12 protein-coding genes and 1 pseudogene are annotated in these 12,312 nt (G+C 59.6%); 7 read left to right on the forward strand and 6 right to left on the reverse strand.

What is annotated here, in order from left to right; translation table 11 throughout:
- Window positions 1-78 precede the first annotated feature (78 nt).
- A complete protein-coding gene (locus CKW18_RS23400; protein WP_095190959.1) occupies window positions 79-297 on the forward strand; it encodes a hypothetical protein in 219 nt (72 codons plus the stop codon).
- Between the two features lie 92 nt (window positions 298-389).
- On the opposite strand, the pseudogene CKW18_RS23405 reads toward CKW18_RS23400, so the two are convergent.
- Window positions 390-856, reverse strand: a pseudogene (locus tag CKW18_RS23405) (DUF72 domain-containing protein).
- Between the two features lie 67 nt (window positions 857-923).
- Complete coding sequence (locus tag CKW18_RS23410) at window positions 924-2,711, reverse strand: thiamine pyrophosphate-requiring protein (protein ID WP_095190960.1); 1,788 nt, start codon at window positions 2,709-2,711, stop codon at window positions 924-926.
- Window positions 2,712-2,909: 198 nt separating this feature from the next.
- Here CKW18_RS23410 and CKW18_RS23415 point away from each other — a divergent pair, with 198 nt between their 5' ends.
- Window positions 2,910-3,680: an APH(3')-II family aminoglycoside O-phosphotransferase gene (locus CKW18_RS23415; protein ID WP_095190961.1), complete on the forward strand. Its 771-nt coding sequence runs from the start codon at window positions 2,910-2,912 to the stop codon at window positions 3,678-3,680.
- A gap of 22 nt (window positions 3,681-3,702) precedes the next feature.
- On the opposite strand, the gene CKW18_RS23420 is transcribed toward CKW18_RS23415, so the two are convergent.
- Window positions 3,703-3,978, reverse strand: a complete 276-nt coding sequence (locus CKW18_RS23420; protein WP_095190962.1) for a DUF2798 domain-containing protein — start codon at window positions 3,976-3,978, stop codon at window positions 3,703-3,705.
- Window positions 3,979-4,105: 127 nt separating this feature from the next.
- Here CKW18_RS23420 and CKW18_RS23425 point away from each other — a divergent pair, with 127 nt between their 5' ends.
- The 5 genes from CKW18_RS23425 to CKW18_RS23445 all read left to right on the forward strand — a co-directional run bounded on the left by CKW18_RS23425 (window position 4,106) and on the right by CKW18_RS23445 (window position 10,084).
- Window positions 4,106-5,074, forward strand: a complete 969-nt coding sequence (locus tag CKW18_RS23425; RefSeq protein WP_095190963.1) for a LysR family transcriptional regulator — start codon at window positions 4,106-4,108, stop codon at window positions 5,072-5,074.
- A 105-nt stretch (window positions 5,075-5,179) separates the two neighbouring features.
- The gene (locus tag CKW18_RS23430; RefSeq protein ID WP_095190964.1) at window positions 5,180-6,223 is read left to right on the forward strand and encodes an alpha/beta fold hydrolase; all 1,044 of its coding nucleotides are present in this window, start codon (window positions 5,180-5,182) and stop codon (window positions 6,221-6,223) included.
- 49 nt (window positions 6,224-6,272) lie between these two features.
- Window positions 6,273-6,656, forward strand: a complete 384-nt coding sequence (locus tag CKW18_RS23435) for a hypothetical protein (protein WP_095190965.1) — start codon at window positions 6,273-6,275, stop codon at window positions 6,654-6,656.
- A gap of 136 nt (window positions 6,657-6,792) precedes the next feature.
- Complete coding sequence (yghU, locus tag CKW18_RS23440; protein WP_095190966.1) at window positions 6,793-7,632, forward strand: glutathione-dependent disulfide-bond oxidoreductase; 840 nt, start codon at window positions 6,793-6,795, stop codon at window positions 7,630-7,632.
- Window positions 7,633-7,912: 280 nt separating this feature from the next.
- Window positions 7,913-10,084, forward strand: a complete 2,172-nt coding sequence (locus CKW18_RS23445) for a TonB-dependent siderophore receptor (RefSeq protein WP_095190967.1) — start codon at window positions 7,913-7,915, stop codon at window positions 10,082-10,084.
- A gap of 227 nt (window positions 10,085-10,311) precedes the next feature.
- On the opposite strand, the gene CKW18_RS23450 is transcribed toward CKW18_RS23445, so the two are convergent.
- The 3 genes from CKW18_RS23450 to CKW18_RS30680 all read right to left on the reverse strand — a co-directional run.
- On the reverse strand, window positions 10,312-10,803 hold the full coding sequence (locus CKW18_RS23450) for a DUF2269 domain-containing protein (protein WP_095190968.1): 492 nt from the start codon (window positions 10,801-10,803) through the stop codon (window positions 10,312-10,314).
- Between the two features lies 1 nt (window position 10,804).
- Window positions 10,805-11,932 carry a saccharopine dehydrogenase family protein gene (locus CKW18_RS23455; RefSeq protein WP_095190969.1) on the reverse strand — a complete coding sequence of 376 codons (1,128 nt, stop codon included), beginning with the start codon at window positions 11,930-11,932 and terminating at the stop codon, window positions 10,805-10,807.
- 158 nt (window positions 11,933-12,090) lie between these two features.
- Window positions 12,091-12,312: hypothetical protein (locus CKW18_RS30680; RefSeq protein WP_218274340.1), on the reverse strand; the 222-nt coding region annotated here is incomplete at its 5' end.

Here is a 12,312-nt window from a genome sequence, read left to right on the forward strand (position 1 = left end):
TCATTCACAGCCCCTGAAAAAAATCGAACGCTCGCCACAGTCCCTCCTCCAATGGTTACACCCACGGAGGTCAACGATATGAACAGTAACGACAACAAAACACCAAACGCCCCGCCTACCGATACGTCCGGTAAACCGGTGAACGTGGTCGAGCGCGATCTTCAGGATCGGGACGATGACACCAACGCGGTGGATGAGGTCATCACGCCGTCTTCCACCCGCGTCAAAGAGCAGGATGCCGAAACGTTACAGCGCAAGGTCGATGAGATTGAGCGCAAGGTGGCAGACGGAAATTAAGGCTTGTGCTGTCAGTTAGACTTAACCCCTCACCCCAGCCTTTTCTTTTGGCGAGAGGGTCGGGGTGACTCAACGGATACGGTGCAAAAACTCTAGTCGGCGATCAGGCCGGCGAGGCTCAACGCATTGCCAAGCGCAGCACCGCTGGCGGTATTGTCGAAGATGCACCAGGTCGCGGCACCTTCGGCAGCGGCGCTTCGCAACGCCTGAGCCAGTTGCTGCAGGTACGGCGATTCGTAGGCGCTGTGGTAGATACGCGCAGAACCGTGCAGGCGCCAATACTTCACTCCGTTCCAGCCACCCGGCAACGGATCGCTGCTGATACGCGAAGGATCGACCGCCGCATGGGTAATCTGCTGCGTGATCAGCAAAGGCTCGGCACTGATCCACGATTCATGGCGTGGTTCCAGCACCACGGCACCGGCGAAACGCAGAACGAACTGTTGATTTCAACGCTGTTGAATTGCGCGGCTTAGCGTTGCAGGTGCGTGCCGTCAGCCGGGAACGACGACCAATGTTCGCGCGCCAGATTCCAGCCTGCGCAGCCGATGTAAATCAAATCGATCCCCTCCAGATTTTGTGTCGCCCCCGTCCCCGTGCAGGAGCTGCCGTCAGTGGGTTTCGGGTTATTTTTTTCCGGGTAGAACGGAGCTCAGTACCTGCTTGGCGGTTTGCACAATGATTCCGGCTTCGTCCGGATCGCCCTTGAGCAACGTCGTGGTGAACTTCTTCGCTTGCTCAAGTTTGATGTGCGGAGGCAACGGCGCCACGTTCGGGTCGGTCTTGAACTCGATCAGCACCGGCACATCCGAAGCCAGTGCCTGCTCCCAGGCAGCGGCAACGTCTTCTTCGCGGTAGACGAAGATGCCTTTCAGGCCGATGGAGATGGCGAACAAGTGATAAGGCACGTCGGGGATGCTCTGCGACGCTTCGAATTTCGGATCGCCCTCCATCACTCGCTGCTCCCAGGTGACCTGATTGAGATCCTCGTTGTTGAACACCGCGCAGATCCATTTCGGACTCGCCCACTGCCGCCAGTATTTGGCGACGGTGATCAGTTCGGCCATGTTGTTCATCTGCATCGCGCCATCGCCCACCAAGGCGATCACCGAGCGCTCGGGATAAGCGAATTTGGCCGCGATGGCGTAAGGCACGGCGGCGCCCATCGAGGCGAGCCCGCCGGACAAGGAGCACTTCATGCCACGGCGAATCTTCAAGTCGCGGGCGTACCAGTTGGCGCACGAGCCCGAGTCACTGGTGATGATCGCCTGATCAGGCACGCGCGGCGACAACTCGTACACCACTCGCTGCGGATTGATCGGTTTGGCTTTGACCATGGCGCGTTTTTCCAGGGTTTTCTCCCAGCTGCCGCGCCAGCCTTCGACTTTCTTGCGCCATTTGCCCGAGGTTTTCTGTTCGAGCAGCGGCAGTAACGCCGCGAGTGTTTCAGCCGCGTCGCCCTGCAGATTGACCTCCATCGGGTAGCGCAGGCTGAGCATGTCGGGCTGCAGATCGATCTGCACACCACGCGCCTGGCCTTCCTTGGGCAAGAATTCGGAATATGGGAAACCCGAGCCGATCATCAGCAAGGTGTCGCACTCGCTCATCATCTTGTAACTCGGCTCAGTGCCGAGCAAGCCGATGCTGCCGGTGACCCAAGGCAGATCGTCGGGCAGCACGGCTTTACCGAGTAGTGCTTTGGCCACCCCGGCACCGAGTTTTTCCGCCACGGCGATCACTTCATCGGTCGCCTCCAGAGCACCGGCGCCGACGAGAATCGCGACCTTTTCCCCTGCGTTCAACACCTCGGCGGCGCGCTGCAAATCCGCCTCGTAGGGCAGCACTTTCGGCTTGCTGTAACCGACACCGGAATGCGCCGTGCCATGGGCTCGGGCCGGGGCTTCGTAAGGGAGATCCTGCAGGTCATTGGGCAGGATAATCGCGGTGACGCGACGTTCGCCGACTGCCGTGCGCACTGCGCGATCAAGCAAATGGCGGACCTGCGATGGCGCCGAAGCCTGCTGCACAAAAGCCCCGGCAACGTCCTTGAACATCGAGACCAGATCCAGCTCCTGCTGGTAATGACTGCCCAATGCCGTGCGCGCCTGCTGACCGACAATTGCCAGCACCGGCATGTGGTCCATCCGCGCATCGTAGAGCCCGGTGATCAGGTGCGACGCGCCTGGGCCTGAGGTGGCGATGCACACGCCCAGTTCGCCGGTGAATTTGGCATGGGCCGAGGCCATGAACGCCGCCATTTCTTCGTGGCGCGCCTGGATGAATTCGATCTTTCCCTTGGCCCGGTCGAGCGCGCCGAACACGCCGTTGATACCGTCACCCGGATAACCAAATATCCGCGTAACGCCCCATTGGCTGAGCCGCTCAACCAGAAAATCTCCCACTGTCATCGTCATCGTGTTCCTCGCCTTTCACCGGTGCATGGAGCCTTTCCGGCAGCGCATCTGCCGGAAGGTGTAAGGGTCTGGACAGTCAGGCGGATGACGAAGTGTCGATTGATTGCCGGCAGACAAGTCCCGGCGCAGCGTTTGCGCAGAACATCGCTGGCGCGGCACAATGCGCGCCTTCTACGTGACCGCAAGGGACGCATGAACATGGTGTTACCAGAGCAATGGCGCAAGCGGTTCGCCGACGCCCTCATCGAACAGCAAACGATCGGCGAATCCCGTGCCGACGTTCTGCGGATCACACCTGAAGGTTCAGTGCCGCTGTTTGTGAAGTCCGAGCAAGTGATGATCTGGGGCGAGTTGCCCGGGGAAGTGCAACGTTTGCGCTGGATGGCGAGCCAGGATCTGCCCGCGCCACGGGTACTGGAAACCGCCACCGAAGCGGATCGCAATTGGTTACTGATGACCGCCATACCGGGCCGGGACCTGGCCAGCAGCGCACACCTGGCGCCGCAGCAGATCGTCACTCTGGCCGCCAATGCCTTGCGATCGCTGCACGCGGTGGCCATCAATCGTTGCCCGTTCGATCATCGTCTTGATCAGAAAATCCCACTGGCTCGGGAGCACGTGCTCGCCGGGTTGATTGACGAACAGGATTTCGACGACGCGCGCATCGGCTGCACGGCCGAGAATGTGTTCCAGCAGATACTGGCCGAACGTCCTGATCATGAAGATCTGGTGGTGACCCATGGCGATGCCTGCCTGCCGAACCTGCTCGCTGAAAACGGCCAATTCAGCGGCTTTGTCGACTGCGGGCGGCTCGGCGTCGCCGATCGTTATCAGGATCTCGCCTTGGCCACACACAGCATTGGCTCCAACCTCGGCAAACAGTGGGTACCGATGTTTTTCGAGGTCTATGGCGTAGAACCCGATCAGCGATTGATCGCCTTTTATCAATTGCTCGACGAATTGTTTTGAGGCGCTCGGACGGTGCCCGCAATCAACGATGCGGATGCACCGTCAGCGCCACCAGTTTGATCACGATGGGCCGGACGACGAGGATGCACAGGAATGCCACCGGCATTGCCGTTTTGTAGGCGTGCAGCGCATTACTCAGGTAGTCGTTATCAATGCCGGAGTTGGCGGCGGTGATCACCAGCGACATCAGAAACGCCATGATCGTCGCCATGTACAACGCAAACACATAGGGTGTGGCACGTGCTGACAGCTTGCGGCGGCTGACATACAGAGCATCGGAACGGCTGGGTTGATTCATAGGGCTTTTCCATCCATCGACAGGGAGCGGGCACCTTAGCAAGGCGGATCCAGCTCAACTAGACGCCCCTTCGCTGGTGCTTTATAAAGAAAAACTTACGAATAACCTCCTACTCGGCAGGCCATGGATGAATCTGTTAGCGGCAATTGCCAGTTTTATCAAAGTGGTGGAGTCGGGCTCCATTGTCGGCGCCGCGAAAACCCTCGGCGTCAGTGCAGCGGCGGTCAGCCAGACGATCAATCGTCTGGAAGCGCACCTCGGCGTGCGGCTGCTGCAACGCACGACGCGGAGCATGGCGCTGACTGAAAACGGCGCGGTGTATTACGACAAGGTCAAGCGCATCGCAGCGGATCTGGAGTCGGCGCAGAGCTCGATCTGCAATGACGAAACCGAACTGCAAGGGCGGTTGAGCATCGCCTCGACTTCCGCCTTCGGCCGCCATGTCATCGCACCGCTGATCGCGGGTTTTGCGGCGCAACACCCGCGCCTGCTCCTTGAGCTGTCGACCACCAACGGCAAGATCAGCCATATCCAGGAGGGAATCGATGTAAGCCTGCGGATCGAACCGCAACTGGAGGATGGCATCATCGCGCGCAAGATCGTTTCCCTGCCCTTCGTCATGTGCGCCGCCCCTGTTTACCTGGAACGCGCCGGTTGGCCGCAATCGCCGGACGATTTGCAAAACCACGCGTGCCTGGCGTTTCGATACCCGTTGGACGGGCGTTTTCTGCGTTGGCGTTTTCTGCGTGACGGTCAGCGCTTTGATGCCAACCTCAACGTCACGGCCATCAGTAACGACATCGACGCACTGGCGCAGATGGCCGCCAGCGGTGCGGGTATTACGCGCCTGGCAGAGTTCGTCGCGGCGCCTTATCTGGCCAGCGGTCAACTGGTGCCGCTGTTTGCACAGCCCGACGGTGAGGCGCACGCAGTTGTCGAGCCGATGGACATTTATGCCTGCGTGCAGGAACGCTCGGCGATGACGCCGAAGGTCAAAGCCTTTCTGGATTACTTGGTCGAACACTTGAAAGTGCGCTGGCCACCCGCCTGTGCACCTGGTATCGATCAACACAGCGGAACTGGCAACGACACCTGACGTCAGCGCGATCGCCAACACAACGTTCACAACGGACTCGCTGAAACGCGCGGATTAAGGCAAAGTCCACTTCGCCAATCGGCACCCTCAAGGACGAAAACAACAATGAAAAAAGCTTTCGGCGCCCTTCTTCTGATCTGCCTGAGCACCCAGGTATTGGCTGACGACCATCCGATCGGTTTCCAGCGTTCGACGCTGCCGGACGCGAACAATGAGCGGCCGCTGGAGATGGTTGTCTGGTACCCCGCCCGGGCAAGCACTCGCCCAGCAACGTTGATTGCTGACAACCCGGCGTTTGTCGGCGTCATGGCCGTAGACAATGCACCACCGACCGAAGGCGAACATCCTTTGGTGGTGCTCTCTCACGGTTATCGCGGCAACTGGACTAACCAGGCATGGCTGGCCAGCGCACTGGCGCGCAAGGGCTACATCGTCGCAGCGGTCAATCACCCCGGCAGCACCACGCATGACCGTAGCCCCCAGGCGGCGGCACAGTTATGGCTGCGTCCTGCGGACATCGGCCGGGCTGTCGACGCGGTGACGGCACAGCCAAAACAATATGGCGCCGTCGCACCGCAGCGAGTGGCGGTGGTCGGCCATTCACTCGGCGGCTGGACGGCTTTGGAAATCGCCGGCGCGCGTTTCGACACCGAGCGGTTTGCCCGCGACTGCAGCGTTCATCTGAAGTTAGCCAGTTGTTCGGTTTACCAAACCATGAATCCCGCCAGTCACCCGGCAGCGAAAACCCGCCTGGGCGCCGATTTGCGCGACACGCGCGTCACGGCCGTGGTGGCGCTGGACCTGGGCCTGTCACGCGGTTTTACCGATACCGGTCTGGCGGCGTTGCCGGTACCGGTGCTGGTGATCGCAGCGGGCGTGCCGTCGCAAGATCTGCCCGCTGAACTGGAGTCCGCCGACCTGGCGAGGCGCCTGCCGAAAACGTCGAGTCAATATGTCGAGATCAAAGACGCCAGCCATTTCAGCTTTATGTCGCTGTGCAAGCCGGGAGCGATAGCCATGCTTGAAGAAGACGCGCCCGGCGACGGCATCATTTGCACAGATGGCGACGGCGGACGCCCGCGTGAGGTGATCCAGCAGCAGACGGTTTCGCTGATCAGCGAGTTTTTGCAGCGGTCATCTGACAAATGAAGAATAGAGATCAAACCGATATGCCCAGGTCGTTGGAATTGCACACCCTATGAACATCTCGAAAACCGCCGCATTGCCCGCTGTCGGGATCGCAGCCGCCGCCGTAATAACGCTGCAAGTGTTTCTGTACGACGGCGAAATCATCCTCGCCCAAGCGTCATCCGGCAGGACGCTCACTCAATTGGTCGCGCAATTGGTCATCACCATCGCGGTGCATCTGTTTGTCGTCCTGATGGTTCCGATGTTATTGATCGCGCGAAGGAAATTCCTCACTGGCTATGCTGCTCTTGCGTTGTCGCTGGCCGCCTACATCCAGATAACAACGGACCTGAGTCTGATCGGCGCGGCCGTCGCGCTCATTGCCTTTTCCGTGTTGGTTTTCTGTGGTGTCGTCAAGTTGATCGAATGGCTGCGCTATCTTCGCGCCGACTGACTGCAGCAGCCGTCGGTACTTCTGCCGGGACACTCGGTGATCACGGAATATCAAATAACCCGAGTTCCGTCTGGCACGCGAGGGGATTTTTCCTTACGGTGTCACTCTACTTTCAGCCAGTAACGATGAGGTCTTCATGAGCAATGCGTCTTACGTTCCGCCCAAGGTCTGGAAAAACGAAGCTGCGTCCGGCGGCCAGTTCGCCAGCATCAACCGCCCGATCGCCGGGCCGACGCATGACAAAACCTTGCCAGTCGGCAAGCATCCCTTGCAGCTCTACTCGCTGGCCACCCCCAATGGCGTGAAGGTCACCATCCTGCTTGAGGAGTTGCTGGCGCAGGGGCATACCGCTGCCGAATATGACGCGTGGTTGATCCGCATTGGTGAGGGCGATCAGTTCTCCAGCGGGTTTGTCGAGATCAATCCGAATTCGAAGATTCCTGCGTTGCTGGATCGCAGCGTCGAGCCGCCCCTTCGCGTATTCGAGTCGGGTTCGATCCTGCTTTATCTCGCCGAGAAGTTTGGCGCGTTCCTGCCCACCGATCCGGCGGGACGCACTGAGACCCTCAACTGGCTGTTCTGGCAGATGGGCTCGGCGCCCTATCTGGGCGGCGGTTTCGGGCATTTCTATGCCTATGCACCGGAAAAAATGGAGTACCCGATCAACCGCTTCACCATGGAAGCCAAGCGTCAGCTTGATGTGCTGGACCGACGCCTGGCCGAGAGCCGTTACCTGGCCGGCGACAGCTACACCATCGCCGACATCGCGGTGTGGCCGTGGTACGGGCAACTGGTGCGCAACAACGTGTATTCGGCGGCCGAGTTTCTGTCGGCGCAGGAATACACCCACGTGCAGCGCTGGGCCGAGGAGATCGCCAAGCGGCCGGCGGTGGTTCGCGGGATGCGCGTCAATCGCACATGGGGCGATGAGGAGAGCCAGGTCCCGGAGCGGCATCAGGCAGCCGATCTGGACTAACGTTTCAGTGCTTCAACCACGCGCTGGCAGCGTCGTCGATCAACGCCAATGATCGGCCGCTGCTGGCCATTCCTGCTCTGCGTTACCCGTTTTAATCCCGTTGATATCCAGACCTTCTGGAGAATCCCTCACGCCTCGGCCACCACCAAATATGAAAAATTCGTTAACTAACGGCTGAGTACGCCTTTCTTCAAGAGAATCAATCTGACAGACTAATGCGAATAATTCCTACACGCATATGCATCAGATTCTTTTTAGTAAACCTTGGGGAAGCAGATTGATGTCGTTTCAGACCATCCACCACCGTTCGAACCTCGCACCTAACCTGTTGGCACTGGCTATCTGCATGGCCAGCGTCGCACCGGCTGCGGCCGAAGACGCCACGCCAGAAAACACCGCCGCACCGGCGACGCTGGAGCTCGGCGCGACCGAAATCGGCGCCACACAGATGAGCAGCACCACCGAGGGTTCGCAGTCCTACACCACCGGCCCGATGCAGACCGCGACCAAGCTCTCTCTGACCATGCGCGAAACGCCCCAGGCGGTGACGGTGATCACCCGTCAGCGCATGGACGATCAAGGCATGACCAGCATCAACGATGTCGTGCGGGCCACGCCCGGTTTGTTTCTCAATCAGTCCAGCGGCCCCGGCCGGCAGGCTTATAGCGCTCGCGGTTTCGACATCGATAACATCATGTACGACGGCCTGCCCAGCTCTTACCAGCCGTACTCGATGGCGGTGCAACCGAATCTGGCCATGTTTGACCGGGTAGAAATCGTTCGCGGCGCGACCGGTCTTGTCACCGGTGCCGGCAACCCGTCGGCCGCCATCAACATGGTGCGCAAACGCCCGACCGCGACCCCGCAGGTGTCACTCACCGGTGCCGCTGGCAGCTGGGATGATTATCGCGGCGAGATCGACGCCTCCGGTCCGCTGAACGAAAACGGCACGTTGCGTGGCCGTGTGGTGGGCTCCTATCAGGGCGCCGACAGTTTCCGCGATAAAGAACAAAACGATCACGGCCTGTTCTACGCCATTGGTGAAGCTGACCTGAGCGAAGCAACTACCGCGACGCTGGGCTTCTCTCGTCAAAATGAGCAGACCAACTATTTCTGGGGCGGCTTGCCGATCGGTGCCGACGGCCACCACCTCGACCTGCCCCGCTCCACCTACCCCGGCAGCGACTGGGAAAACAAGAAACTGCAGATCGACACGGTCTTCGGTGAAGTCGAGCATCGCTTCGACAACGACTGGAAACTGCATGTCGCCGGTTCTTCATCGACACTCAACGGCGAGTTCTCCGGCACTTACCTGTCGCGTTACGCCGGCCCGCTGGAAACCACGGCTTACCAATCGCACAACACCGACAAGCAAACCGCAGTCGACGGTTTTGCCAGCGGCCCGTTCGAAGCCTTCGGCCGCACCCACGAACTGGTCGTCGGCGCCAGCAACCGTGTCTACGATGCTACGACCAAGGAATACGATCCCTACACCACCGCCTGGCCGATCGGTGCGCCCAAGCCCGACTTCGTGCGTGACGGCAAGACCCGCAACGTCACCACTCAGGATGCCGTCTACCTGACCACCCGCTTGAGCCTGACCGACCCGTTGACGCTGATCCTCGGCAGCCGTCTGGACTGGTACGACTACGATGACCGCACCGCCGATGGCGACTACAAGGTCACCCGCAACCTGACCCGTTACGCCGGCCTGATCTACAAGCTGGACGACCACCACTCCGTGTACGCCAGCTACACCGACATTTTCACCCCGCAAACCTCGAAGGACCTTTCCGGCAAAGTGCTGAAGCCGATCGTCGGTGAAAACTACGAGGTCGGCATCAAGGGCGAGTATTTCAACGGCGCGCTCAACACCAGCCTGGCCGTGTTCCAGATGGACCAGAGCAACCGCTCGACCCTGGCGCAAGATCAACGCGGTTGCCCGGTCATGACCTGCTACAACGCCTCCGGCAAAGTGCGCAGCCAAGGCGTTGACATGGAGCTGCAAGGCGCGCTGACCGAAAACTGGCAGCTCGGCGCTGGCTACACCTATACCCGCACGCACTACATCAAGGACGAAAACCCGGCCAACAATAATCAGCAATTCAAAACCGACACGCCTGAGCACCTGTTCAAGGTCTCGACCGTTTACCGCCTGCAGGGCCCGCTGGAAAAACTCCGCGTCGGCGGCAACGTTTATTGGCAGAGCCGCATGTACAACGACGTGGTACTCGCCAGCGGCGGCAGCTATCGCCTCCAGCAAGGCGGCTACGCAGTCACCGACCTGATGGCCGGCTACGAGGTCAACCAGCACCTGGACCTGCAGGTCAACGCAAACAATATCTTCGACCGCGTCTACTACTCCGCCATCGGCAGCAACGTGACCTGGGGTTCCAACGACAACTACGGCAACCCGCGCAGCTACATGCTCACCGCCAAATACAAGTTCTGACTGAGTGTTGTCGGCGTCATGGATGACGCCTTCGCCCCGTTTAACTCGCCTGGCGTCGCATCGTCAGAATCGCCGCACCCAAACCAATGAACGTCGTCGCTGATACCGTCCGGCAGCATCGGGCCCTTTTTGCACAACTGCTTGATACCGAGGTAGAACAAACAGGAAGCGATCCGGCTTAGCGCAACCGCCCGGCAACGCCGCCGCGAAAACCGGCAAAAACCGTTTCAGACCAACACCCCCAACAATTGCCACGGGGTCATTTTCGTCACCATCATCAGCACAATCACAAACATCCCCGAAAATCCGCAGACACCCAGCCAGAACCATTTGCGGTACAGCGACCGGTAGGTCTCATCCAGCGCCCTGCCCGCCTCGCTCGCGTTCAAAGCCAGAACCTGCAAGCGTTTCTGCAGCAACAGCACCGGTAGCCATAGAGCGCCCACACAGAAGAAGATCAGCAGCGACGTCAGCACCCACTCGGTGGTCAGCGCCAGGCCCGAGAGTCTCAGCAAAAAGTAACCCGACACGATCTGAATGAAACCCGCCGGTGTGGTGATCCAGGTGTCGAAGCGCACGACCATTCTGGCCACATGGGCAATCACTTGGGGATTACCCGAACGGCTGGCGGCGATCAGGTAAAGGTAGGAGCCCATGCCGAAGCCGAACAGAAAAATCGCCGCGATGACATGGATGTACTTGAGGCACAGATAGAGCATGTCAGCGTTGCCCGTCCGAAAACTTAACGGTCAGGCTGAGGTTACGCGGGTCGTTGATCGCAGCCATGTACTCAGCGACGCTGATTTCGCCCACACAAGGTCGGGCGCCGGCGGCGGGCACGTAGCCTTTGGTGACTTTCGCGGCGAGGGCAACGGCTGCACAGCTTGGAATCTGCGGACCTTTGTCATTAAGGGCGATCAACTGTGCCGTCATCGACAGTGGCTTACCGTCCACGCCGAGGCCTTGAATATCGATGTACATCGCACTTTTGCCATCGCCAAAACGCTCGAACCAGGTGCCCAGACGATGCAATCTTGCCGCCCAGCGAAGATGATCGCGGACCAGCCCGCTGCGCAACGCCTGAGCCAGCAGATAATTGGCGACACCGCCAAGCTTCAGGCCGGCCCCCGCTTTGAACCGCAGGGTTTGCGCGCCATAACGACTGGCGAAAATGTCCATATCCGGCACGTCGACATTGGCCAGCACTCGAAAGCCCAGATCCGGCATTTTGCGCAGCGTCAGGTCCTGCCAGCCGAGCACCTCATGTACGCGGCCGTTTCTGAGTTGTTTGATCGGTTTGCCGGCGTAGGCCAAGACGCCTTCGACGGTCGACAGCCCCGGCATTTTGGCCGAAGAAGAAATGCCGTGCTCGATCGAGTCAATGCGTGAAAAGCGCTGGCGCTGCTCATCGATGATGGCTGAGGACAGGGTCGGCACCGAACTGCAACCGCTGAGGATCACTACACCGGCCTGCTTCGCTCGGGCATCGAGTACGCCGATGCCGTTGACGAAGGTGCGGCAATCGGACAAGTCGCAATAGTTCACCCCGGCATCGATGCAGCTTTCGGCGACGGCATAGGATTGCCCCTGAAAGGGCCCGCCGGTGTGGATCACCCACTCAATGTTCATCGCCCGCAGCGCTGACGCGAGCCCGGCGCCCATGGCGTCGCCACACCAACTCCCGCAGTCAGTCGCCGATTGCTTTTTCAGCTCATCGACCTTGTGCCGCAGCTTGTGGGCGTCACGGCCCGAAATGAACAAATCGACGTCGCGCATCACTGCCAGATGCCGGCAGACAATGCTGCCAAAGTTTCCGTAACCGCCGACTACCAACACCCTTAACGTCATGCAATTCTTCCCTGGACCATGATCACGCACAATGGCGGCGAGCTTCCCTGATATCGCCAGGTCAGGCAAGTACGCTTGAGCCGACACGCGAACACTGGATTGAGCAAGGGGGGCCGATGGCAGTCATTGCGCTATCCGACAGGCAAAAAAAAGGTTCTTCACGGAATCCCGGGAAACACAGAAACAAGAACGCCGATTTGCTTGATGATGTTCGTGCGAGCAAACACATCTAACAAACCGGCGTTCTTATGCGCGATATTAATACTTTCCTTCCTTTTTGGGAGGGCTTTTCTGTCGTCACGATCAAGCCTGATGGTGATGCCCTCCAGATCGATCTGACGCCCCACGCCACCCGATTCCCTTCCTGTGGTGGGTGCCAA

Source organism: Pseudomonas sp. Irchel 3E19 (assembly GCF_900187585.1).
Lineage (GTDB): Bacteria > Pseudomonadota > Gammaproteobacteria > Pseudomonadales > Pseudomonadaceae > Aquipseudomonas > Aquipseudomonas baetica.